19 protein-coding genes and 1 tRNA gene are annotated in these 24,240 nt (G+C 68.5%); 12 read left to right on the top strand and 8 right to left on the bottom strand.

The window, feature by feature from the left end; all coding sequences use genetic code 11:
- Nucleotides 1-77: 77 nt before the first annotated feature.
- The 3 genes from G554_RS14795 to G554_RS0105025 all read left to right on the top strand — a co-directional run bounded on the left by G554_RS14795 (nucleotide 78) and on the right by G554_RS0105025 (nucleotide 3,347).
- Nucleotides 78-1,496, top strand: a complete 1,419-nt coding sequence (locus G554_RS14795) for a tyrosine-protein kinase domain-containing protein (RefSeq protein WP_161626464.1) — start codon at nucleotides 78-80, stop codon at nucleotides 1,494-1,496.
- 13 nt (nucleotides 1,497-1,509) lie between these two features.
- The gene (locus G554_RS0105030; protein ID WP_027587050.1) at nucleotides 1,510-2,451 is read left to right on the top strand and encodes a glycerophosphodiester phosphodiesterase; all 942 of its coding nucleotides are present in this window, start codon (nucleotides 1,510-1,512) and stop codon (nucleotides 2,449-2,451) included.
- Between the two features lie 191 nt (nucleotides 2,452-2,642).
- Complete coding sequence (locus tag G554_RS0105025) at nucleotides 2,643-3,347, top strand: CDP-alcohol phosphatidyltransferase family protein (protein ID WP_036924681.1); 705 nt, start codon at nucleotides 2,643-2,645, stop codon at nucleotides 3,345-3,347.
- Nucleotides 3,348-3,360: 13 nt separating this feature from the next.
- On the opposite strand, the gene G554_RS0105020 is transcribed toward G554_RS0105025, so the two are convergent.
- A complete protein-coding gene (locus tag G554_RS0105020) occupies nucleotides 3,361-4,548 on the bottom strand; it encodes a glycosyltransferase family 4 protein (protein WP_036924678.1) in 1,188 nt (395 codons plus the stop codon).
- Complete coding sequence (locus G554_RS14790; protein WP_245569950.1) at nucleotides 4,548-5,669, bottom strand: DUF1972 domain-containing protein; 1,122 nt, start codon at nucleotides 5,667-5,669, stop codon at nucleotides 4,548-4,550. The genes G554_RS0105020 and G554_RS14790 overlap by 1 nt, the downstream gene beginning before the upstream one ends.
- A gap of 202 nt (nucleotides 5,670-5,871) precedes the next feature.
- Here G554_RS14790 and G554_RS16665 point away from each other — a divergent pair, with 202 nt between their 5' ends.
- The 3 genes from G554_RS16665 (at nucleotide 5,872) to G554_RS14770 (ending at nucleotide 10,885) form a co-directional block, all read left to right on the top strand.
- On the top strand, nucleotides 5,872-7,953 hold the full coding sequence (locus G554_RS16665; protein WP_154654179.1) for a glycosyltransferase: 2,082 nt from the start codon (nucleotides 5,872-5,874) through the stop codon (nucleotides 7,951-7,953).
- Between the two features lie 2 nt (nucleotides 7,954-7,955).
- Nucleotides 7,956-9,149: a glycosyltransferase gene (locus G554_RS0105005; RefSeq protein WP_027587047.1), complete on the top strand. Its 1,194-nt coding sequence runs from the start codon at nucleotides 7,956-7,958 to the stop codon at nucleotides 9,147-9,149.
- Between the two features lie 89 nt (nucleotides 9,150-9,238).
- Complete coding sequence (locus G554_RS14770) at nucleotides 9,239-10,885, top strand: glycosyltransferase family 39 protein (protein WP_027587046.1); 1,647 nt, start codon at nucleotides 9,239-9,241, stop codon at nucleotides 10,883-10,885.
- Between the two features lie 61 nt (nucleotides 10,886-10,946).
- Here the strand turns inward: G554_RS14770 and G554_RS0104995 are convergent, their stop codons facing one another.
- The gene (locus G554_RS0104995) at nucleotides 10,947-11,870 is read right to left on the bottom strand and encodes a ribokinase (protein WP_027587045.1); all 924 of its coding nucleotides are present in this window, start codon (nucleotides 11,868-11,870) and stop codon (nucleotides 10,947-10,949) included.
- A gap of 114 nt (nucleotides 11,871-11,984) precedes the next feature.
- Here G554_RS0104995 and deoC point away from each other — a divergent pair, with 114 nt between their 5' ends.
- The 3 genes from deoC to G554_RS0104980 all read left to right on the top strand — a co-directional run bounded on the left by deoC (nucleotide 11,985) and on the right by G554_RS0104980 (nucleotide 15,299).
- Nucleotides 11,985-12,647, top strand: a complete 663-nt coding sequence (gene deoC / locus G554_RS0104990; RefSeq protein ID WP_027587044.1) for a deoxyribose-phosphate aldolase — start codon at nucleotides 11,985-11,987, stop codon at nucleotides 12,645-12,647.
- 157 nt (nucleotides 12,648-12,804) lie between these two features.
- Complete coding sequence (locus tag G554_RS0104985; RefSeq protein WP_084648320.1) at nucleotides 12,805-14,181, top strand: M20/M25/M40 family metallo-hydrolase; 1,377 nt, start codon at nucleotides 12,805-12,807, stop codon at nucleotides 14,179-14,181.
- A 146-nt stretch (nucleotides 14,182-14,327) separates the two neighbouring features.
- The gene (locus G554_RS0104980; RefSeq protein WP_027587042.1) at nucleotides 14,328-15,299 is read left to right on the top strand and encodes a septal ring lytic transglycosylase RlpA family protein; all 972 of its coding nucleotides are present in this window, start codon (nucleotides 14,328-14,330) and stop codon (nucleotides 15,297-15,299) included.
- Between the two features lie 138 nt (nucleotides 15,300-15,437).
- Here G554_RS0104980 and G554_RS18650 read toward each other — a convergent pair whose 3' ends face one another.
- Together G554_RS18650 and G554_RS14760 are read right to left on the bottom strand one after the other, a co-directional pair.
- On the bottom strand, nucleotides 15,438-16,751 hold the full coding sequence (locus G554_RS18650) for a PRC-barrel domain-containing protein (RefSeq protein WP_051232462.1): 1,314 nt from the start codon (nucleotides 16,749-16,751) through the stop codon (nucleotides 15,438-15,440).
- A gap of 127 nt (nucleotides 16,752-16,878) precedes the next feature.
- Nucleotides 16,879-18,039: a MalY/PatB family protein gene (locus G554_RS14760; RefSeq protein ID WP_027587041.1), complete on the bottom strand. Its 1,161-nt coding sequence runs from the start codon at nucleotides 18,037-18,039 to the stop codon at nucleotides 16,879-16,881.
- A gap of 166 nt (nucleotides 18,040-18,205) precedes the next feature.
- On the opposite strand from G554_RS14760, the gene G554_RS0104965 reads away from it, so the two are divergent.
- On the top strand, nucleotides 18,206-18,499 hold the full coding sequence (locus G554_RS0104965; protein ID WP_027587040.1) for a type II toxin-antitoxin system VapB family antitoxin: 294 nt from the start codon (nucleotides 18,206-18,208) through the stop codon (nucleotides 18,497-18,499).
- Nucleotides 18,500-18,511: 12 nt separating this feature from the next.
- Nucleotides 18,512-19,093: a LytR C-terminal domain-containing protein gene (locus tag G554_RS14755; RefSeq protein ID WP_051232460.1), complete on the top strand. Its 582-nt coding sequence runs from the start codon at nucleotides 18,512-18,514 to the stop codon at nucleotides 19,091-19,093.
- 13 nt (nucleotides 19,094-19,106) lie between these two features.
- Here G554_RS14755 and G554_RS0104955 read toward each other — a convergent pair whose 3' ends face one another.
- The gene (locus tag G554_RS0104955; protein ID WP_051232459.1) at nucleotides 19,107-20,645 is read right to left on the bottom strand and encodes a potassium/proton antiporter; all 1,539 of its coding nucleotides are present in this window, start codon (nucleotides 20,643-20,645) and stop codon (nucleotides 19,107-19,109) included.
- A 235-nt stretch (nucleotides 20,646-20,880) separates the two neighbouring features.
- Here G554_RS0104955 and G554_RS14750 point away from each other — a divergent pair, with 235 nt between their 5' ends.
- Nucleotides 20,881-22,401: a serine hydrolase domain-containing protein gene (locus tag G554_RS14750; protein ID WP_051232458.1), complete on the top strand. Its 1,521-nt coding sequence runs from the start codon at nucleotides 20,881-20,883 to the stop codon at nucleotides 22,399-22,401.
- A 145-nt stretch (nucleotides 22,402-22,546) separates the two neighbouring features.
- Here the strand turns inward: G554_RS14750 and G554_RS0104945 are convergent.
- Nucleotides 22,547-22,634: transfer RNA gene (locus G554_RS0104945), tRNA-Ser, on the bottom strand.
- Between the two features lie 113 nt (nucleotides 22,635-22,747).
- The gene (locus G554_RS14745) at nucleotides 22,748-24,043 is read right to left on the bottom strand and encodes a lipopolysaccharide biosynthesis protein (protein WP_051232485.1); all 1,296 of its coding nucleotides are present in this window, start codon (nucleotides 24,041-24,043) and stop codon (nucleotides 22,748-22,750) included.
- Nucleotides 24,044-24,240: the final 197 nt, after the last annotated feature.

The following is a 24,240-nucleotide window of genomic DNA, read 5'->3' as shown; positions in this document are numbered from 1 at the left end:
CCGTTCATGGATGGGCAATGGTGGCAGCTGCCAGCCCGCTCCATCAGCTGTCCGCCGCCGACAGGAGGATCGCTCACATGACACCCGATCCCTCGAGCTGGACCCTCGCCAGGATCCGGCACGCCCTGCGCCGGCGCTGGTCGCTGGTCCTCATTCTCATGGTGATCGGAGGTCTCGGCAGCTACGGTGCATCGGCTCTGCTGGCTCCCACCTACCGCTCCACCTCGACTCTGGCCTTCTCGGTCAACGGCGGTTCGACGGCCGCCGATCTGGCCAATGGCAGCATGTTCGCCCAGGACCAGATGCAGACCTTCGCCCAGATCACGACCTCCTCGGCGGTGCTCCAGCCGGTGATCGACGAATTGCGCCTCGACATGACGGTCAAGGATCTGTCGGACGCCATCGTGGTGACCGTTCCGCTCAAGACCCTGGTGCTTCAGATAGATGTCGAGTCGAGTTCGCCCACCCGTGCAGCAGACCTGGCCAATGCCATCGCCAGGAACCTCACCAAGGTCGTCGGTACCGTCTCCTCCAGCTCGGAGGCCAAGAACTCCCCCAGTATCGAGGCGACCCTTGTCGACACGGCGGTGCCACCGCGCTTCCAGTCCTCTCCCGACAAATCCCTCAATGGGATGCTCGGTGCCTTCGCAGGCCTGATCATCGGCATCGCTGTGGTGCTGCTCGGTGCGATCTTCGACACCAGAATGACCGACCCCGAGCAGCTGAGGTCAGTCGTCGACCGTCCGATTCTCGGCACCGTGCCCAGGGTCAAGAGCATCACCGAGCAGACCGCCACCTCCGATCCGGGCTGCCTGGCAGCTGAGCAGTTCCGCCGGATTCACGCAGCCCTGATCCACCAGACGGCACAACGACCGGCCACCGATCAGGATCACTTCCGCCTTCTGGTCACCTCTCCGGGCAGCGGCGACGGGAAGACCACCGTGGCAGCCAACCTGGCGCTGACCGCCGCCGGGCTCGGCCGCCGGGTGCTCCTCATCGACGCCAACCTCCGTCGCCCCCAGCTGGCGTCCGGGCTCGGACTGGCGGAGTCGGAGGGGCTGATCGGGGTCCTCAACGGCAGGGCCGGCCTCGAGGGTGCGATACGCCACGACGACGCGAGTGGCCTCGACATCCTGCCCGCCGGCGGCATCGCCACTGATCCGGCCGAGCTGCTCACCTCGGAGTCGATGAGGACGCTGCTCGCAGCGCTCACCCCGCGTTATCACCTGGTGATCCTCGACACCCCGTCGACACTGGGAGTCGCCGACGCTGACCTGCTCGCTCCGCTGGCCGACGGCACAGTCGTGGTCGTCAATGCCGACCGGACCCGACGCGGCACCCTTCTCGAGGCGCTGTCCTCACTCGACAGTGCCGGGAACACGGTGCTGGGACTGGTCCTCAATCAGTGCCGACTCGGCCGCCAGGCAGGAGCGGCCCTGGATGCCGCCGTCAAGGCACCGACAACGGCGTCCCGGCGCTCCCGGGCCGCATCGTGATGGCGGCCCACAGATGGCTGAGGACCAGCGGGGCCATCTCCCCCGGCGGGCGCTGCTGATCGGTGCGGGATCGCTCGCCGTGCTGGCCGCGGCAGGGGCCGCTGCCCGCACCGTCGTGGGCTCACGCGAGGCCGACGGGGGACAGTCGCCGCAGCCCCCGGAGACCTCCGCTCGGCACTCCTCACCGCAACCGGCGGCATCTGCACGGCTGTCACCGGTCGCCAGGATGCGCTCGGCCAGGCCATTCACGGTGGCCCACCGTGGAGGTTCGGCCGACTGGCCGGAGGGTTCCCAGTACGCCTACCAGCAGGCCGTCCGGACGGGGGTCGATGCCCTCGAGATGTCGGTCGGCCGGACCTCGGACGGCGTCTGGTTCGGGTGCCACGACCGCACCCTCGACAGGTCCTCGGGGACCAACGGATTCGTCATCGCCGAGCACACCTGGAGGGAGGTCCAGCAGCACACCATCTCGCCGCCCGCCCGGTACCCGGACCAGCCGAACCGTCCCTACTGGAGGTTGGACGAGTTCATCGAGAGCTACAAGTCCTCCCACGCACTGTGGATCGATCCCAAGGCGGCAGAACCGGAGCTGTACCCGGAGCTGCTGGCCCTGATGGCCCGTCACGTGCGCCAGCCCAAGGAGGTCTTCGTGGCCAAGAGCATGGCCCAGAACACCGCCTGGGCCCAGCTCTCCGGGGCGCACCGGATCCAGAGCTGGGGGTTCTACTTCAGCTCCGATCTCGACGAGGACCCGCAGCTGCTCGCCAGGACCCAGAAGCCCTGGACGATGTTCGGGCTGGACTGGGACGCCCCCGCCCAGCAGTGGAGGGACCTCTCGGCGACCGGCCGGCCGTTGGTCGCCCACGTGCTCAGTCAGCGTGCACAGCGCCAGGTGGCCCTGGATCATGGCGCTCAAGGACTGATGATCGCCGGCGTCACCGAGGTTCTGGGGTGATCGAGGGGGTTCTGGGGTGATCGAGGGGGTGCTGGGATGCTCGGGAGTTTCAGGTCCAGCCACCGAAACCGTGCGACTGGCCGCCCCGAGCAGCGCCAGCTGATACTGTCCTGCCCACTCCCAATGACCGTGCCACGATGGGCTCAGCGGATGACAGAGCCCCTGATGAGGGGGTGAGTGCCCTGAGTTACATGGATTCCTACCGTCAGCTGGCGGCCGCGCAGAAGGGCCGCGGGCGCGGAGCTCCGGCCTACTCGCTGTACGTCAACCGCCCGGTCGGCCGCATCCTGGCCGCCTGGGCCCACACCATCGGACTCACCCCCAACCAGGTCACCGCGATCAGCGCGGCACTGAGCATCGCAGCCATCGCGGCCCTCGCGGTGGTGCCGGCCTCGGTCTGGCTCGGTGTGGTGGCGTGGCTGCTGCTGGCCCTCGGCTACGCCTTCGACTCCGCCGACGGTCAGGTGGCGAGGTTGCGCGGCGGCGGGTCGCCGGCCGGGGAGTGGCTCGACCACGTCATCGACTCCTTCAAGAATGTCGCCCTGCCGCTGGCGGTGGTGATCGGCTGGTACCGCTTCGTCGCGCTGCCCTCGATGATCTGGCTGCTGGTGCCGATGGTGATGGCCACCGCCACCACCGTCCAGTTCTTCGCGATGATCCTCAATGACCTGCTGCGAGCCCGCCAAGGCGTCGCACAGGCCGTCGAGATGGGCGGCTCCTCGGTGACCAGGTCCCTGCTGGGTCTGCCGACCGACTACGGCGTCGTGTGCCTGTCATTCCTGCTGTGGGGTTTCGAGGGGGCCTTCGTGGTGGTCTTCACACTGCTGACCCTGGCCGAGGTGGGGTACCTCTGCCTGGCTCTGCCGACCTGGTTCGGCCGGATGAAGCAGCTGTAGGGCGCCGGTCTGCTCAGCCGTGCTCGGCCAGCATCGCCGCGACCTGGCCGGCGAAGGCCTGCCGGTAGACCGCCGGGGCGTGGCGCGACAGCGCCAGCCGGCGATCCGCGGCGGTGAGCTCGGAGACCTCGGACCAGTGCTCCAGAATGTCCTGGACGCCGGCCGCCAGCCCTGCGGCGTCTCCCGGCGGGAAGAATCGCGCGGTGGCGTAGCCGTCGGCAGCCTCCCTCAGCCCGCTGGTCCAGGCGACCACCAGTGGCCTGCGGGCCAGCATCGCCTCCACCGCGGTGTCGCCGAAGGGTTCATCCCTGGTGGAGGGCACCACGATGATGTCGGCCTGGGCGACCACCGGCCAGACGTCGTCGCGGAATCCCAGGAAGTCCACCTGATCGCCGAGCCGATGCTCGGCCACCCAGGTCCGCAACTCGGACTCGAACCACTCGTAGCCCTGGAAGACCGCTCCCAGCAGGGACAGCCGGACCGTGGTCCCGGCGTCTCGAAGCCTCTCGACGGCCTCCAGAGCGACCTGGGGGCCCTTGCGCGGCGACAGCCGGCCGATGAACAGCAGCCTGACCGGATCCTCCGCCGTGCCGGCGCCGGGTCGGGTGCGGGGCCCGGCCACGATCTCGCTGCCGTCAGGGACGGCCACACCGTTCGCCACGATCGCGCTGGGCGGGATCCGCAACGGCACAGCCTCCTTGAGGACCGCCAGGCTGTAGCGACTGTTGGCGATCACCCGGGTGGCGGTGGCCAGCGGGGAGTACAGGGCCCTGCGGATCAGAGCCGGCGCGGACTTCTCGGCCTCGTGGACATGGCACAGGCAGGGGACCCGCATCGCCCGTGCCACCGGTAGCCAGACCGGAATGGTGATGGTGTTGACCACCACCGCCTCAGGACGCACCGAACGCATCAGCCGGGCCGCGCGCACCCCACCGGCCAGCATCCGGCCGGTCAGGCTCACCAACCCACTGGGCGACAGTGCGCTCTTGCGCAGCACGGGGGTGGGGCAGATCACCACCCGCGCTCCCCGTGACTCCAGTTCGGCGACGGCGGGCCCGGTGACGGGCAGGGCGACGACGACCTCGGCACCGGCATCGATCAGCCCGGTGACCGACTCGAAGAGCACCCGGTCCGAGCCGTACAGCTCGGCACCGGGATGGGCGACCAGGATGGTGGCACCAGCCAACGGGGAGACCGGCATCAGCGGCCGCCCCCCGACCGGCGCCCGCTCGGGTGGGAGCGCAACGGGGTGGGCCCGATGCGCGCCAGATCATGGAGCAACTCCTCGTAGCCGTCGGTGACAGTCTCCCAGGAGTAGCGGGCGATCTCGGTCCGCAACCGGTCCCCGCGGGCACGGGCCTGGTCCGGATGGGCCTCGATCTCCTCGATGGCCGAGGCCACATCGGCGGTGTCGGTGAAGAGCAGGCCGCAGCCGCCGAGCACCTCGCTGTTGAAGACCACGTCCTTGGCGATCACCGAGGCGCCGGCACCCGCAGCCCGCAGCAGGGAGGGATTGGTGCCCCCGACGCTGTGGCCGTGGAGGTAGCTGGCGCTGTTGGCGTAGAGCTGGTCGAGGAGTTCCTGGTCCCACACCCCTCCCAGGAAGCGGACCCGGGTGCCGTCCGCAGCTCGGTGGATCCTGCGGGTGTACTCCCCGGCATACGGGGCCGATCCGACCACGACCAGGGGCAGCTTGGCCCGGGAGTTGCTGTACCCCTTCACGATCTCGAGAACGTGATTCTCCGGCTCGAAACGGGCCACCACCAGATGGAAGCCACGTGGCGTGAGGCCCTGCTCGGCGATCTTGTCGGAGGCCGGGGAGTCGATGATCGGGGCACCGTAGGCCAGCTGGCGGGTCTGGGCGCCGAACTCGTCGCGGTAGTACTCGGCGATGCCGCGGGCATCGGCGATGAGGGCGTCGGACAGTTTGACGGCCAATGACTCGGCGAGCCGGTAGTAGCGGCGACCGGCGCCCTGCCATTTGGCACGGCGCCACTCGATGCCGTCGACGTGGGTCGCGGTCGGGATGCCCCGCGCCCGAAGCACGGGCAGCAGCGGGGAGTTCGCGGCATTGAAGACGATCGCCGCATCCGTGCGTCCCAGCGACCGGTGCAGCACCGACAATGTCGTGTGGCTGAGCGTCTCCAGGGATTTGCGAGGCATGGCCGGCAAGGTGACGAGGTCCATGTCGTAGTACTGGCCCAGGGGAGCCGAGCCGTCACCGGGCTTGCGGCAAAAGACGATCACCCGATGGCCGCGGTCGACGAGGCGACGACCGATCTCCTCGACCGCGGTCTCGAATCCGCCATATCGTGCAGGCACGCCGCGGGTGCCGATCAATGCGATGTTCAGCGAACTGTTCGGAGCCGGTTCGACCATGACTCATGGTGTCATATCAGTGGACAACAGGCTGGCTGTTCGGCGGGATCACGAATTCTCCCCATCACGTTGACCTTGCACCGATATCGTGTGCCGCACATCGCTCAGAACACTCCGATCCGTCCGTGCCGCGAAAGGTGACACTGTGTCTGGAGATTCCCGTGCCGCTGCGGTCATCGTCGTCAATTTCGGCAGCAGTGAACTGTTGGCGACAAACCTGGTAGCCAGCGTTGCATCGGGGTCAGGCGTCCGGGCTCGGCCCACTGTCGTGGTCGTCGACAACTGGACCGACCAGCAGGAACGCGATGAGATCCGACGGCTGGCCGGGATCCACGGATGGCTGGTGGAGACCCCTTCTACCAATCTCGGCTTCGGCGGCGGGATGAACCGAGGTGCGGCGTGCGCGATCGCCCAGGGGGCCCAGGAGCTGCTCCTCCTCAACCCGGATGCCCGATTGGCGCCCGAGGATGTGGATCGTCTCACAGCGGCGGTCGCCGCCGACAGGTCGTTGCTGGTCGCCCCGCGGATCGTGACCTCCGAGGCGAAGCCCTGGATGAGCGCCATCATGGACCTGCGGCTCAGCGACGGAACGGTGATGTCGTCTCGTCACCGCCGCGGCCAGGAGACGGTGATGGAGTGGGTCTCGGGGGCGGTGATGGCACTGTCGACCGACCTGTGGCAGCGAATCGGCGGTTTCGACGAGGACTACTTCCTCTACTGGGAGGACGTGGATCTGTGCCGGCGCGCGCTGGAGGTGGGGGCGAGGGTCTCGGTCGACCCCACCGTGGTCGCCATCCATGACGAGGGCGGGACTCATCGCGATGGCGGAAGTCCTCGCGCCGGCGGCAGCACGGCGAAGTCCGAGGCCTACTACTTCCACAACATCCGCAACCGGGCCCTTTTCGCGGCGAAATGGCTGGATGCCGCCGACCGCCGCAGATGGCTGCTCCAGACCCCCCGCACGGCGATGGAGACCCTGCTCAAGGGAGGCCGACGCCAGTTCCTCCAGTCGGTGGGCCCGTGGCGGGGCTATCTGCGCGGCGTCACCGCAGCGATCCGGATCGGTCTGGCGGGTCCGGTGCCGCCCGCTGAGATGCCGGCCGTCCCTGCCGAAGGAGATCGGGGGGGCGGCCGCCGGATCCGGGTGCTGGAGTCCTTCCAGCAGCCGAGCGGCCTCACCAATCCCTACATCACGCAGCTTCGCGACACCATCCGCGCCACCCCGGGTCTCAGCGTGATCTGCTGGAACTGGCGTGATGCCCTGCTGGGTTCCTACGACGTCTTCCATGCCCACTGGCCAGAGGTGCTGATCGAGCGGAGGGGAGCGTTCTCGACGCCGGTCAGGCGGTGCCTGTACGGGTTGTTCCTGCTGCGGCTGTGGATCACCAGGACTCCCGTCGTGCGGACCGTCCACAATCTCGAACTCCCCGAGGGCCTCACCAGAGCGGAGTACTGGTTGCTGCATGCCACTGAGCAGCTGACCCGCGAACGCATCGTCCTCAACGAGTTCACCCCGGCCGCGCCCGGCGTCGCCGATGTGCTGATTCCACATGGCCACTACCGGGACTGGTTCGCCCGCTATGACACGCCTGCAGCCGTTCCGGGGCGGGTCGCATTCGTCGGCAAGATCCGCCGCTACAAGAACACCGAGGCGCTCGTTCATGCCTTTTCCGGGTTGGCCGGCCCCGGCTATTCGCTTCACATCTCGGGGCGGCCCTCCTCCAGCGAGCTCGCCGCCGACCTCCAGGCAGCGGCCCGAGCCGACTCGCGTATCAGTCTGGCCCTGGACTTCCTCGACGACGCCGACTTCGTCCGCGAGGTCTGCAGCGCCGAGGTCGTCGCCCTGCCCTACCAGGAGATGCACAACTCGGGGAGCGTGCTGGCAGCCCTCTCGCTGGACCGCCCGGTGCTGGTTCCCCATAACGAGTTCAATGAGGCGCTCAGCCGGGAGATGGGCGAGGGCTGGGTGATGATGTTCGAGGGCGAGCTGACCCCCGAGGCACTGGGCGACGCCCTGGCGGCGGCGCAGCAACGCACCGCTGATCATCCCCGGCTGAGCGGGCGCGAGTGGGAACAGGCGGGGATCTGCCACCGTGCGGCCTTCGGACAGGCACTGGCCGGCCGGCGTCCCGACTCCCGATCCCGCCTCAGCCGCACCAGAGCGCCCCGGGCCCCCCGAGTCCGCGAGCCTGGCCCGGCTGCCGGCTGGGCGACGGAGAGGACCTGACGATGCGAGTGCTGGTGTGCGCCTTCGCCTACCCCAACCCGCCGCGGGGAGGCGGCCGGGCCGACGTCTGGCGTCGAATTCAGGCCTTCGTCCGGCTCGGGCACCAGGTGATGCTGGTGAACTCCTACGATCCGCGCGGGGCTCAGCTGCCGAGCGCCGGTGATCTCGCCGACACCGACCGTGTCGTGAGCCAGCGGGTGTCGATACCGGTCAAGGGCGGACTGCTGCGGACCGTCCGTCAGCTGGCCGGAATGCGGAGGGTCCCCTGGCATGCCGCCACCCGGGTGCCCGATGCGGCAGAGATGGCCGAGATCGACGAGAAGGTCGCCGACTTCGGGCCCGACCTCATCTGGCTCGATGGGCCGTGGTTCGGTGAGCTGGGCCTGAGGTTGCAGGCGCAGCTGGATCTCCCGATCGCATACCGCTCCCACAATGTCGAACACCAGTACCTGAGGAAACAGGCCTCGGCAGCCACTCATCCCCGCGACCGGATCGCCTGGCGGCTGGCCTGTGTGGGCCTGCTGGACTATCAGCTGAAGTTGATGGCTGCCGCTGACCAGGTCCTCGACATCTCCCTGGACGACATGGCCCAGTGGCGGCACGCCGGGGTCGAGAACCTGCGGTGGCTTCCGCCGCTGCCACAGCTGGCACTGACCGAGCCCCCTGAGGACAGGATTCCCGGCGATGTGGTGTTCACCGGTGGCCTTCACACCCCCAACAATGTCGGGGGTGTCCGGTGGTTCGTCCGGGAGGTACTGCCCAGGCTTCGCGAACTGCACCCCGGTGTGGTCGTCCGCATCGTCGGTTCGCACCCGGGGCCGGATCTCGCCCAGGAGTTGGCGGCCGTCCCGGAGGTCCGCACACATTTCGACGTGCCGGAGGTCACCCCTTACCAGTTCGGCGCCCGAGTACTCATCAATCCGGTGGCGGTGGGGAGCGGCGTCCAGCTCAAGATGCTGGACATGCTGATGACCGACGCGCCGATCGTCACCAGGACCCAGGGATTGTCGGGTCTGCCGCGGGATATCCGCGCGGCTTTCGAGGTGGCCGACGATCCCGACGCCTTCGCGGCCGCCGTGGCCCGCGAGTTGTCGGAGCCGGCGATCGACCGGGCGACCCGCGACCATGCCAGACGAACCTTCGGCGTCGAGTCATTGGCGGCAGCACTGGCGGACCTGCCTCAGCAGGCCCGGTGAATCCCGGAGACGGTATATCGGGATCGCCTCTCATCCCGACGAATCACCGTCCACATTCCAGGAAGAGTTCCAGGCAGAGGAGTGGAGGAATGGCGTCGAGAACATCCGACATTCGCGTCGCTGATGAGCTGACATCTCCCAGTGCCTCGCCACGTCTGGACAAGAACTCCTCCCAGATCGCCTGGTTGTCAGTGATCATCATGATCTGCGTCGTGCTGCCGCTCGTCATCTCGGGAATCACCGGGAGCCTCAGCATTCCGCACAATGATTCATGGGCGTACTCCAAGATCGCTCAGTACTTCGGCGAGACGGGCCGGATCAGGCTGGTCGGATGGAATCGCTCGTCCCTGATGGGTCAGGTGCTGATTCTCGGCCCCGCCGGCACCAGTCTGGTGGTCCAGCACCTCTTCGTCGCGCTGTGCGGCGCAGTGTGCATCGTCGCCGGCTATCTGCTGGTGCGGCCCCGAGTGGGCGGCTCCGCAGCTCTGCTGATCGCGGCGGCTCTGGGGGCGGTCCCCGAGTTCGGTCTGCTGTCGACACAGTTCATGGCCGACATCCCGGCACTGGCCGGCACGCTGGTGTGCCTGTGGGCCGGCGATCAGGCGATTCGGCGCAGCTCGGCGGCGTGGTGGTGGTTCGCCGTGGTGGCGGGGCTGTGGGCGGTCACCATCCGGGAGCAGGCCCTGGTGGGGCTCGGCGCGGTGCTCGTCGCGGGCTGGTGGCTGAGACGGCCCTCGCGACGGCTGGTGTACGCCAGCGGCATCCTCGCTGTCCTGATCGTGGTGGCCTTCGAGGTCTGGAGACAGTCCCTGCCGGGCGGTGATCCGCCGACCGGTTCCGGAGCCCTGGGGGCCTACGCGATACGAACCGTGATCAAGATCCCGGCCACGATGGGACTCTTCCTGCTCCCGGTGCTCGTCGCGGTGGCGCGCCCTCGGCAGTGGCGTCCGCTGGCCCGTTGGCTGGCAGGTGGCTCGGCCCTGCTGTACGCCGCGGTGGCGGTGTGGTGGCAGTCCCACGGCATCTCGTTTCTCGTCGGCAACTACCTCATCGGTCGATCCGTCGCCTACCCGGTGGCCTCCGTCGGAGCACCGATCCCGTTCCCGGCGGCGCTGGTGGTGGGGACTTCTGCAGCCGCTGTGCTGGGAACTGGACTGTTGGTCGGCCAGTTCGTCGCCAACGGCATCCCCCGCGGTGATGTGCTGCTCTGCACCGCTGGTGCGCTGTTGCTGGTCGGGACGGTCGCTCAGACCCTGGCCGGCCAGTTCATGTTCGCCAGGGCCCTGCTGCTGATGGTCCCAGTGGTGGGCGGCCTGCTTCTGAGGCGATCCCCCACCACCGCCGACTCACCACCACTGCGGACGCCGGCCGGATTCGCCGTGGCCGCGGTGCTCGCTGGTATCGGCGTGCTGCTGACATCGGCGACCTACTCCTACGACGCGGCGAGGTGGCAGGCCGCGCAGCGACTCGTCGTCGCCGGTGCCCGCCCTCAGGATGTGGATGCCGGGCTGGAGTGGGTCGGCAGTCACAGCTCTCATCCCTATACCTGGAGCGTCCACGTCGACGGGCCGCCGGGTGGTTGGTATCTGCAGCACTTCGCCGGATCCCGGGCATGCACGCTGATCTCCGGCTCCCCGCAGAAGTCCACCGGCACGCCCACGACGGTGAGCTACCGCACCTTCGTCGCAGCGCCCTTCGGTGCATCGACGCTGTACATCTATCAGGACCGGTGCTGAGGCATCCTCGACTTCGCACCATTGCGGCCCGCAGTCCAGGGCGCGGTCCTCCGCCGCGTCCTCACAGCGATGCGACCTCCTCCAGGGTGGGATATGACTCCTGGGCGCCCACCCGGCCGACAGTCAACGCCGCGAACCGCGTGGCATAGCGACATGCCTCGTCCAGATCCCGGCCCTCGGCGAGGCGGGCGGCCAGAGCGCCGGTGAAGGCGTCACCGGCGCCGACGGTGTCGACGGCCTCGACCCTGATCGCCTCGATCGCGGCCACACCCGCATCGGTGGCCACCAGGGCTCCCTTCGATCCCAGTGTCATCACCACCGAGCGGCAGCCCTGGGCCCTGAGGAGCTCGATGCACCGAGCCGGATCCTCCTCGAGTTCCCCGGTGTCGACGCCGACCCCGAGCATCTCGCCCACCAGCGCGCCCTCGTGCTCATTGACCACCAGCGGATCGGCCCGACGGACGACCTCGGCGGGCAGCTCGATCACCGGTGCCGGGTTGAGGATGAATCGTCCACCGGCCTGCTCGCACAGCCGGCTGGCACGGGCGATGCCGTCGACCGGCGTCTCCCCCTGGCAGAGCACCACCGACGCCGCCTCGACGAGATCCCGATGGCCCTCGACCGCCTCGGCGCTGACGGTCGCATTGGCGCCGGGAACCACGACGATCTCGTTCTCCCCGGAATCGGCCACCATCACCACGGCCACCCCGGTCGGGCCGTCCACCGCATCGACGCCCGACAGGTCGGTACCGGACCCGTCGAGCAGACTCAGTGCGGCATGGGCATTCGGGTCGCGGCCCACGGCCCCGATCATCGCCACCCGAACGCCGGCCCGGCAGGCGGCCAGGGCCTGGTTGGCACCCTTGCCCCCCGGGGTCACCGAGCCGTCGCCGCCGAGCAGCGTCTCCCCGGGCCGGGGATGGCGTTCGACGGTGATCCGCAGATCGGCGTTGATCGATCCGACCACGACCACCTGAGCATCCATTGGAGTTCCCTCGCATCCTCGCGTGCGCCATGCTGGACCCCGGCGAGATCAGCATCGGTCCCGAGGACCGTCTGACCTCTGAACACCGGACGACCGAAAGGCTATGTCATGCCTCTGACAGACCACCCCACCAAGGCCGAGATCGCAGGGATCATCGACCACACCCTGCTCAAGCCGGAGGCCACCCCCGAGCAGGTCCGCGCCCTGGTCGAGGAGGCCCTCGAGCTGGGCACCTACTCGGTCTGCGTCTCCCCCAGCCAGTTGCCCCTCGACCATCCCAGCAGCCTCCGGGTCGCGGTGGTCTGCGGCTTCCCCTCCGGCGCCCACGACTCCCGGGTGAAGGCCGCCGAGGCCGAGATCGCCGCCGCCGATGGCGCCGATGAGATCGATATGGTCATCAACCTGGCCCTCCCGCTGACCGGTCGCTACGACCTCACCGAGGCCGAGATCGCCGCGGTGCGTGCCGCCGCCCCCGACGTCGTCCTCAAGGTCATCATCGAGTCCGCAGTGCTGTCCGATGAGCAGATCGTGCAGGTCTGTCGGGCCGCCGAACGCGCCGGGGCCGACTTCGTCAAGACCTCCACCGGCTTTCACCCCGCCGGTGGCGCCTCCGTGCACGCCGTCCAGCTGATGCGCCGGACGGTCGGCGACCGGCTCGGGGTCAAGGCCTCCGGCGGCATCCGGGACGCCGCCACCGCCATCGCCATGGTCGATGCCGGAGCCAGTCGGCTCGGCGTCTCCTCCTCGCGGGCCATCCTGGCGGGCCTTGCGGACTGAGGGACGCCGCCGGCCGGGCCGGGCGTCGTGCTGGCGACGACGTCTCCCCCGGTGCCGGAGTGTGGGACCCACCGGCCGGCCGGGCCTACCACGATAGCCTTGGGAACCACCTTCGCGGCCCATCAGCAGCCGCACAGTTCCGCTCCCAGGAGTATCGATGTCCAGTCATTCCTCGCTCTCCCCGCAGGTCGGCACCGCCGGCACGGAGGACCGGACCCGCACCACCATCGAGCTGTTGCAGGAGCTGGTGCGCAACGCCTGCGCCAATGACCTCACCCCCGATTCCGGCCAGGAGGTGCGCAATGCCGACACCCTGGAGGCCTTCTTCGCCGGCGCTCCGGTCAGGATCGAGCGGGTCGAGCCCCATCCGGGCCGCGTCACCCTCATCGTCACTGTCGAGGGCACCGACCCGCAGGCCGAGCCGCTGACCCTGCTCGGCCACACCGACGTCGTCCCGGCTGATGCCCCCGCCTGGCGCAAGGACCCCTTCGGCGCCGAGATCTGCGAGGGCCAGATCTGGGGTCGAGGCACCGTGGACATGATGGGGCTGACCGCCGCGATGGCCGTCGTGACCCGCGAGATCGCACTGGCCGGCCCGCCCAGGGGCACCCTGACCTTCGCCGGGGTGGCCGACGAGGAGGCCCGCGGCGGGCTGGGGGCAGCCTGGCTGTCCAGCCACCGGCCGGGAGCCCTGGACTGGCGCAACTGCATCTCGGAGTTCGGCGGCTCACATCTGACGGCGGCCGATGGGGCGGACGCCATCGTGATCGCGGTGGGCGAGAAGGGCGCCGCCCAACGTCGCCTGGTGGTGCACACCCAGCCAGGCCACGGCTCGACCCCCTATCGCAAGACCTCTGCGGTCACCAGGATCGCCGAGGTGGCCACCCGGATCGCGAGGATGGAGCTGCCGGGCGCCCACGACGAGCTGTGGACCCATTTCGTGACCTCCTTCCACTTCGACCCGGCCACCGAGCAGCAGCTGCTGAGCGGGGCCGGCGATGACGTCTACCAGATGTTCGGCCCGCTGGCCTCCTACGCCCACGCCATCTCCCACCTGACGGTCGCCGAGACCGTCGTCGGAGCCGGAAAGGCGATCAACGTGATCCCCGGGACGGCCTATCTGGAGTTGGACATCCGGACCCTTCCCGGACAGAGCGACGAGGACGTCGACCGGGCACTGCGCGCCGCCCTCGGTGATCTCGCCGATGAGGTGGAGATCGAGCGCCTGATCTGCGAGGAGGCCACCGCCAGTCCCACCGACACACCGCTCTACCGCGCGATCGAGGAGACCATCGGCGAGTTCTTCCCCGGCTCCGCAGTGGTTCCGGTGATCGGTTCGGGCGGCTCGGACCTGCGCTTCGCGCGTCGACTCGGCGGACTGGGATACGGATTCTCGCTCTACCACCGCGACAGCTCCCTGGCCAGGATGCTGGGGCGCTGGCACGCCACCGACGAACACATCTCGGTGGCCGACCTCGAGCTGACGGTCGAGGCACTGCGACGTCTGGTCACACGGTTCGTGAACCCCAGCTGAGAGACGCCGTCATGGGACGGGCCATCAGGCGGCGGGACGAGGCGTTTCACGCCCTCAGCTCATCCACATAGTTGAGAATTTCTCAGATTGCCCTTATTGTCGGTTCTCGCCGGGCCATTCGTGGCCCCCAGCGGAAGGAACACGACATGAGCAGCACTCAGACCTCAGGGCACAGCAAGCCCCTGCGACGCATGGTGGCCCTCAGCGCCGCCACCGGCGTCGCCGTGATGGGATCAGTTGTCACCCAGGCCCACGCCGCCCCGGCTCAGGCCAAGACCGCCAGCGCCCCCAAACCGGTCGCGGCACCCAAGCCCGTCGCCTCACCGAAGCCCGCCAGCAGCGCGGGAAAGCTCGTCTATGCGACCACCAATGTCAACGTCCGCGCCAGGGCCACCACCTCCAGCGCGAAGATCGGGCTGCTGGTCCGCTCCGGTCACGTCAAGGCGCTGTCCGCCTCCTCCCATGGCTGGACGAAGGTGCTCTACAAGGGCAAGGTCGGCTACATCTCCAGCAGCTACCTCAGCCACGCGAGGGTCGCCGCCGCCAAGAAGGCCAGCACCACTGCGGCCTCCTCCAGGGGGCGCCTGGTCTGGGCCAAGACCAGCGTCGCCGTCCGTAGCCGGGCCAGCCAGTCGAGCGCCAGCATCGGCTCGCTGAGCAAGGGCTCCCACGTCAAGGCGCTGTCCGCCTCCTCCAATGGCTGGACGAAGGTGCTCTACAAGGGCAAGGTCGGCTACCTCGTCAGCCGTAACGTGAGCTACTCCAAGGTCGCTCTGCCGACACGGACGAGCACGGTCTCCAGATCAGCCGAGCGGGTCACCACGACCGGCGCGGTCGGCAGCTGCAAGGCCTCCTTCTACGGCGAGGAGTCCGGATCGCAGACCGCCAGCGGCGAGCGCTTCCGCTCCTCCGCGATGACGGCCGCTCACAAGACCCTGAGCTTCGGCACCCGCCTCAAGGTGACCAACAAGGCCAACGGCAAGTCGGTCGTCGTGCGGATCAACGACCGTGGACCCTATGTCTCGGGCCGATGCCTGGACCTGTCGACCGGTGCCTTCAAGCAGATCGCCAGCACCAGCGCCGGCGTCGCCACTGTCTCATACCAGGTCGTGAAGTGACCTCGATCCCCGCACACCGAGCCAGCATCACGCCGGCACGGTAGCGGGACACAGCGAGCGGGCCCACCGGGTTCTCGGTGGGCCCGCTCGCTGTGTCCGTGGTCTGAGTCCGGGTCAGCATCCGGATCGGCTCCGGCTTCAGGACTGATGGCGGTCGGCCGCCGCGTTCCCGTCCTCCGGGTCTCCAGCATCGGTACCGGCCGGCTCGTCAGTGCTGGCCGGGTCATTGCCGGACCACCAGTTCGCCGGATCTGTGGAACTCTCGGCCGAGGTCGCCGAGGCCGGCGGCGCCACCGTCTCCAGCTCGTGCAGCACCCCGTCGGCGTCCTGGTAGCAGACCACCTCCCGACGCACCGGCACCTGGACGGTGACCATCTCGGTGATGACGTACTTGCGCAGCGTGGCACCGGCGGGAAGCCCCCCGGCCAGCTGCTCCGCCGAGACCTCGGAGTCCTCCTCGGCATCGATCTGGGCGACGTCCTCGGCCTCGAGGATCGGCGCAGCAAGCGGGTCCTCGAGCTCCTCGGGGGATCCCTGATCGGCGAACGCCTCATCAGGAGAGGCATCCTCGCTGATCGCCGAACCCTCGAGCCCGGCGACTCCGGCCACCGCTGCCGTGCCGGCCACCTCGGCCGGCAGCCGCCCCTCGACCGGCGGGTCGGCCTCACCGACCTCGGACGGCTCATCGTCCAGCGCCGAGGCATCATCACCGAGGACCGCGGCCTCCTCGGCCGCGACGTCGTCGGCTGTCGGCTCGGGAGCGGCCGGGTCCTGGGACTCCTCGACATCGGCGATGGACCGGAACTCGTTGGCATCCCAGGGTTCGGCCTCGGTCTGCTCGGGAAGCTCCAGATCGGCAGGTCCGGCCGGCTCGGTGACCTCGGAGCCGGCGGAGTCGAGGTCGGTGGCGTCGGGCACGGTGGGGTCGAGCTCGATGGGGTCGGCCCCGGTTGAATCGGGCCCAGTGGAATCAGAATCGGCGGAATCGGACTCAGTGGAATCGCGGACCGGGGCCGCCGGTTCGGTGGGCTCGTGGTCGAGCTCATCGGGCTCCTCGGCCTGGGCGTGGCTGGGCGTCACCGGGGACTCGGAGGCGGCCTGTTCGGAATCGGACCTGCCCACGGTGGACCTGCGCGGGGGACGGATGCCGTAGTAGCGGTACAGCGAGGTCTCCTGCTCCAAGGACAGTTCCTCGGTATCGGGAGCGGTGGGCGCAGCGTCCACGACATCCTTGGAGAAGGGGATGGTGATGGCATTCTCGCCGAGATCGGCGCCGCTGACCGGGATGCAGCACTCACGGTCGGCGTTGCGCACGGTGATGAAGGTCGGGGTGCCGGTCACGTCGTCGGCGAAGATCTGTTCGACCGAACCGATCTGCTCCCCGTCGGGTCCCACGACGTCTGTGTCGAAGAGCTCCTGAACGTTCTGCGGATCCATGGCACTGATGTCCATTCGTGCTGCCTCTCCTCAGGGGGCCGGAGCAGGAAATCGGTCACTCCGCGCCACTTGTACGCCCACGCTTGCACGGATGGGCGCACCAGTCGAGCGTCCGCGCCGCAAGCCCGCCGAGTCCCAGCGCTCAGCGGTGGTTGATCGCCTCGATCATCCGTCCGGTGGCCTCGATCAGCAGCGGCCGCGGGGTGGCCAGGTTGATCCGGGCATGTCCGGCCCCGCCCGGCCCGAAGGTGGGCCCGTCGTTGAGGCGGATCCTGGCGTGCTCGAGCAGCCACCTGCCGGCATGGTCGGGCAGTCCGGCGTCATGCAGGTCCAGCCAGCCCAGGTAGGTGCCCTGGGGCACGGCGAAGTGCACCTGCGGCAGCTGGCGGGCCAGCTCGTCGTGAAGCCACAGCGCATTGGCGTGGATATAGGCATTGGCCTCATCGAGCCACGGCTGGCCGGAGGTGAAGGCCGCCAGGTTGGCAGCCATCCCGACCGTGGTGGCCCCCTCGGTCTCCAGCTCGTGCACCCCCTTGAGCCAGGCCGCTCGGTTCTGGTCGGTGAAGAAGGTGATGAAGGCCGTCTTGAGACCGGCCAGGTTCCACGACTTGGAGGCCGAGCTGATGTTCACCGATCGGGCCGCAGCCAGTTCGGAGACCGTGGCGAAGGGCACCGTGCGGCCCTCGGGGACCAACGGTCCGTGGATCTCGTCGGCGATGACGAAGGCGTCGTACTTATCGGCCAGTTCGGCCAGCGGCGCCAGCTCCTGGGCGGTGAAGACCCTGCCGAGCGGGTTGTAGGGCTGGCACAGGATGATGGATCGTGCGCCCTTGGCGAAGGCCGCCTCGATCCCGTCCATGTCCAGGGTGCCCAGGCCGTCGGCTCCGGTGATCATCGGGACCGTGATGATCTCGCGGTGCTCCAGACCTGGCACCTCCCAGAACGGCATGTAGGCCGGGGAGGGCAGCACCACCGGGGAGCCGTCGGGAGAGTAGGTCCGGATGGCCAGCCGGACACCGGTGAGCACGTCGGGCAGCATGGCGACCTTGCGCGGGTCGACGCTCAGCCCCTCGTACCGCCCGGCCCAGTCCGCCCAGGCCTCCTTGAGGCCGTTGTCGCGGGGGTAGCCGTAGGCCTGCCTGGTGACGACGTCGAGAATCGCGGCCTGCACCGGAGGGGCCACCGGGAAATCCATCTCCGCCACCCACAACGGGATGACGTCCTCGGTCACGTCATGCCAGCGACCGGTTCCGCGAGCGCGGAGCCAGTCGGCGGTGGGACTGTCGAAGTCGAACTGGGTCATCGTCATCCTTCCTGGTGCCCGGCCGGTCCCGGTGCGCGCGACAACGCTACGCCTGACGACCTGTCCGGATCCGCAGCCGCGACGGGATGGACACCGAGGCTGCTCGCCCGGCCGAACCTGCGCGCACACTCCGGTGGTCTGTCCCGCCACCCGGTAGGATCGCTGCGTGATCTTCAAACGAGTCGGCGATTCCCGCCCTTACCCCGACCACGGGTACGTGCAGAAGCAATGGTCGGAGATTCCACCTGTCCAGGTGCGTCTCGACCAGCTCGTCACCACGAAGAGCAACCTGGACCTCGGCAGCCTGCTCGAGGACGACTCCACCTTCTACGGTGACCTCTTCGCTCATGTGGTGTCATGGCGTGGCGAGTTGTACCTGGAGGACGGTCTGCACCGAGCCCTGCGAGCGGCCCTCCAGCAGCGCCAGACCGTCCACGCCCGGGTCCTCGAGCTGCGCTGACACGGGACCGCAATGACCTCAGAATCCACCCGCCGCTACCTGCGAATCGCCGCCACCCCCATCACCTTGCTGTTCCTGCTGGCGCTGATCGCTCTGGCCCTCGGCTTCGGGTGGAAGGGGCTCACGGCGCCCATGCCCGGCGACGTGATCCCGCCCTGCGTGCCCACCGATGTCGGCAAGAACCTCACCACGAAATCTGTCAGTGTCAACGTCGTCAATGGCGGCTACACCCGCCGACTGGCCAGTGACGTCGGAAAGCAGCTGACAGCCAAGGGGTTCAATGTCACCGCGACCGGCAACACCGATGACCGGGTCAAGCAGACCGTCATCGTCGGCGCCGCCAAGGACTCCCCCGAGGTCAAGCTCGTCGCCGGCTTCTTCCAGAAGGCGGTCATCCAGGTGGACACCGCGAAGGTGGACCACTCGGTGACCGTCAAGGTCGGCACCAGCTACGAGGGCTTCAACGCCAAGGCCCCCACCTCGATCGCGGTCAACGGCGCGGTCTGTCTGCCGGCTCCCAGCGCCAGTCCGACCCCGACCCCCGGGTCGTCGACTCAGGCCACCCCGGCGGCCAGCGGGTCGTCGAATTCCTGACGCCGGGGCCGGTTCACTCCTCGGTGGTGACCCGCAGCCCGTGCCAACGGGCCAGCCGGCCGCCGCGACCGATCTCGGTGAGCCTCTCCTGGACCTGACGCCGGTCCTTCTCCGGAGTCACCAGTAACAGCTCGTCTCCTTGTGACAACGAGGTCGAGGCCCGGGGGACGAAGGACTGCTCACGTCGGATGATCAGCGATATGAAGGCATTGTGGGGCAGCCGCAGCTCGCGCACCGTCACCCCCACCAGCAGGGAGTCGTCGGGCACATGGACCTGCAGCAGCACGGCGTCGATCTGATCGAGGGGTGCCACCTCGATGTCGACGTCCTTGGCGGCATCCGGGTCAACCAGGCCGAGCTTGCGTCCCACCCACGGCAGGGTCGGGCCCTGGAGGCTGGTGAAGACGACCACGAAGACCAGCACGATGTCGAAGACATGCTGGGCCTCATCGATACGTGCGGCCATCGGGATGGTCGCCAGGATGATCGGGACCGCTCCTCGAAGCCCGGCCCACGACAGGAAGGCCTGATGCCGCCAGGGAATCCTGAACGGCGTCGCGCAGACCGCCACTGAGACCGAGCGAGCCACGAAGGTGAGGAACAACCCGGCCACCGTGCCCTGGATCACCTCGGCCCAGCTGAGTCGTTCCAGATTGGCCAGCAGGCCCAGCATCACGAACAGACCGATCTGGGCCATCCATCCGACCCCCTCGGAGAACGACTCAGTGGCATGGCGGTAGGGCAGATCGCCGTTGCCGACCACCACCGAGGCCACGTAGACCGCGGCGAAACCGGAGACCCCGAGCCACACCCCCAGTCCATAGGCCAGCACCCCCCACGACAGTGCCGCCAGGGCGTAGAGACCCGAGGAGGGAAGACTCGCCCGCCTGGTGACCCGCACCGCGACCAGGCCGACAGCAACACCCAGGAGGATGCCCCCGGCCCATTCGAAGACGATGGAGCCGATCAGGCCCGGGATACCGCCGTGCGGCGGGTGGCCGGCGATCATCTCGGTCATCGCGATGACCACGAGCACCGTCGGGGCGTCGTTGAGGCCCGACTCGGCCTCAAGTGCCGACCGCACCCTGGAGGGCACCGGCACCCCTCGCAGCACCGAGAAGACGGCGGCCGAGTCGGTCGGCGCGGTGACAGCCCCCAGCAGGATGGCGACATTCCATGGCAGTCCGATGACCAGGTGTCCGAACAGCGCCATCAGGCCGATCGAGACGCCGATACCGACAGTGGCCAGCAGTCCGGCGACCGGTAGGGCCGGTCTGATGGAGGTCCACTTCGTGCTCAGGCCACCCTCGGCCAGGATGAGCACCAGGGCTGCGAAGCCCAGGCCGTGGGCCAGCGCGGCGTCATTGAACTGGATACCGAATCCCAGCGGCCCCAACATCATGCCGACCAGCAGGAACAGCAGCAATGCGGGCAGTCCCAGGCGCGAGCTGATTCGCGCCGCGAAGGCCGCCAGCAGAGCAACTGCCGCCCCGATCAGCAGGTCGAGGTCGAAGATCGGCACAGGGTCATTGTGCCACCGAGGCCTTGTCATGCCTGACTCGCGGACAGCTGCGCGGGGGCTCGGCCGCTGGCTGGTGGTCCGGATCGCAGCCTCGGGGAGGACAGATCCGGGCGGCGGATGGTCCCCAACGCAACGCGGTCTGGACAATCGCGTAACCGCTGTGTTTCCAGACCCCTTTCTGGGGCTGTCGGGCCCATTCGTGGGGCTATCTTCGGGCTGTGGGATGGCCAGGACGGCCTCCGCGAGGGGTACCGGAGAGGTGAACATGACGAGCGAGGGGATCGATCCGGCGACTGTCACGGCGATGGTCGACGAGGCAGTCCCGGGTTGGAAGTTGCAGGCTCCGACCTGGGCCGCCGCGGTCTTCGACCGCAGCGGAGTCATCGCCTACTGCGCCACCAGCCTGGACGGCTTCACGGCCCCGGCCCGCTCCGACGTCTTCCGGATCGCCTCGATGTCCAAGAGCTTCCTGGTGGCCTGCCTGCTGCTCCTGGTCGAGCGCGGGGAGCTGGATCTCGACACTCCGGTGGGCCAGTACATCCCCTCCTTCCGCAACCTGTCGGGGGAGGTGGTGACGGTGAAGATGATCATCTCCAACTGCTCCGGGCTGCCCGAGGACAACGCCTGGTCCGATCGCAATCTCGACATCCCCCGCGGCGAGTTCGTCAGCCTGCTGCAACGCGGGCTGCACTTCAGTGAGCCGCCGGGTCAGGCATATCAGTACTCCAACATCGCCTTCACGATCGCATCGATGATCCTGGAGGTCATCACCAGCGAGCACTACGAGAGCTTCCTCAAGCGCGAGCTGCTGCACCCGCTGGGCCTCGACGACACCCGCTACCGGGCCGGGGACTACGACGACCGGTTCAGCCTGGCCCGCGGCTTCACCACCTTCGACAAGGGCCGCAACTGGATCGAGAGGGAGATGTCGGAGTCGGGGGCCACCGCCCCGATCGGTGCGCTGTTCTCCACCGTCGACAACATCGCCCGCTGGTCGGGCTGGCTGTCCGAACCCTTCGAGATGGCCGGTTTCGGCGGAGGCCAGGACGGCGAACCGCGGGTCAGCGTGCTGTCGGGCTCCTCCAGGGCCCGCATGCAGCGGATCCACACCGTCATCCCCTCCATCGGCAACCGCTGGATCCCGGGCCGCAATGACGCCGTCGGCTACGGCCTGGGCCTGGTGATCGAGCACGACTCACGCTTCGGGCCGATCGCCCAGCACTCCGGGGGGCTGCCCGGGTATGCCGCCAACATGCGCTGGCACCTCGATTCGGGAATCGGAGTGGTCGCCTACGCCACCGCCGACGGCCAGCCGGTCGCCAGCCGGGCCGCCGATCTGCTGGACGCCGTGCTGCGGCGTCTGGATGTTCCGGCCCGCCGCATCCGGATGTGGCCGGCGACCTATCAGGCGGCCCGCCGGATCGACGCCATGCTGCTGACCGGCGGCAATCACCTCAAGATCGCCGACATGCTGAGCGCCAATGTCTTCTACGACATCCCCGCCGACATCCGGCGGTCCCAGTTCCGAGACGCCGTGGCGGGGGCCGGAGGCCTGGTCGAGGAGGTCCCGCCACTGGCCTCCCGGCTGCTGTGGTGCACCTCGGCCTCACAGCTGGTGTGGCGGCTGCCCTGCCGGGACCGGGACCTCCAGGTCCGCATCGAGCTGTCCGACGTCGACCGACAGCCGGTTCAGCGCATTGCCGTCGAACCGCTCGACGCCGAGCTCGACGGGCTGCCCGACGGCGCCGACCTGGTGGTGCGCCACCACCTTCCCCTGCCGAGCTGAGCTGAACCGGCCCCCAGAAGGGTGGCGCAGGACTGGCCGGATGGACTGGTGATCGGCACCTGCCGGGTCATCCCCAAGAGCCCGGCAGCTGTCCGGAGAACAGCCCCTGACTAGGTATTTGACCTAGTCAGGGGCTGCTGTCAGATGGCGGTGACGGAGGGATTTGAACCCTCGGTAGCTCTCGCTACACTCGCTTTCGAGGCGAGCACTTTCGGCCGCTCAGACACGTCACCGTCAGACAACATAGCTGACCGCCGGAGCTCGGGCAAAATCTCTCGGCGGCCACGACGGCCCGCCAGACGGCCTCCCGGAGCGGTCGGCGCACACCATCCGGCACCTGGTGGCGTCAGTCCCGCGGGGCCTCGACGGCCGACCCGGCAGGAACCGCGTCTCCCCTCTGGTACCTGGCGTCGAACCGCTTGGCGACGATCAGAGCCAGCACGATGTAGATGGCCAGGAGTCCGGCCATCACGATCGACATCACGTAGATGGTCTGGACGATCTCGTGGTGGAAGAGTGCCAGATAGCCCAGCGGCACCGCCGCGTAGACGATCGCGAAAGCCAGCGCGACGCCGTTGTTGCGGGTCACGATGAACATCATCGAGATCGGCGAGGTGATGAAGTTGAAGTACAGCCAGGGCACCAGTGCCACCGCGATCTGCGCCGAGATCGCATACTGCGAGCCCATCAACCGCGGCAGGACCGGCGGGATGAGGAAGTAGAGAGCGGCGAAGGGAATGACCCCCAGCAGCGCGGAACGGAACACCGAGGACTTCACGCTCTTGTACATCCGACCGGCGTCGGTGACCGACAGCCGCTGGAAGAACACCTGGGACAACGCCGTGTTGATCACCGAGGCAGGCACCTGCATCAGCGCCCAGGCCATGTTGAAGGTACCCAGGGTGGCTCTGGAGAAGTACAACCCGATCGACAGGTTGATGCCCTGCAGACGCAGTGAGTCGACGATGGCATTCGGGGCAGTCAGCAATGGCATCTTGATGTACTTGCGCAGCAACAGCCGCAGCGGGGTGTCGGACTCCGGGATCGAGCGCAGGTCCTGGCCGAGCCTCTTCCAGAAGTTGCCGAGGGCGGCGATCTCCCCGAACAGGGTGGCCGCCAGCTGACCGAACCCGCCCAACCCGGCGAAAGCCGCCACGATCCGGCCGCCGGCGGTCACCGACTGGTTCCAGACCGCGTTGGTACCGATCACCCCGAACCGCTTGCGGCGGTTGGCCCAGTAGTTGACGACTGCCAGCTCGGCGAAGGTGAAGATGATCGGGCCGACGGCCAGCATCCACCAGCGGGCCTGCGGCGCACCCAGGGCATCGGCCAGCATCCCGCCAACCGGGACCATCACGATCATCGCGACTACCGACACGGTCGCGTTGATGAGGGTCGCCAGCCGGAAGATGCGCTTGGCCTCGCCGTCATCACGGGGCAGCACGATGGCCATGTCGTAGCGCAACGCCGCCACCGGGACCACGAACTGGGCCACCGCCATGATCGCCGCGTAGGTACCCCACTCGGCCGGCGGGACGCGGTGGGTGACGTAGAGCGTGGCCACCATCGCGATGAGCTGGGCGATGCCGGTACCGCTCATCACCTTCATCACCGAGGTGAGGAACTCGTGGCGGGCCAGCATCCCGTGGATCCGGGCGAAGTGCTTCGGGCCGGCAGCTGTCTCGGACTCCTCGGCGGTCTCCTGCTCCGCCTCTCGGGCGGTGTCAATTGCCGAGTCGGGAGCCTCACCACTGTCCTCGTCTCGGCTTTCGCCGGACTCGGTGGTGCTCCGGTCCTCCAGTCTGCTCACCCGCCCCACCGTATAGGACGGCTGGGGAG

The sequence above is a fragment of the Acidipropionibacterium thoenii DSM 20276 genome (genome assembly GCF_000423445.1).
GTDB lineage: Bacteria > Actinomycetota > Actinomycetes > Propionibacteriales > Propionibacteriaceae > Acidipropionibacterium > Acidipropionibacterium thoenii.
This window is presented reverse-complemented; position numbering and strand designations above follow the sequence as displayed.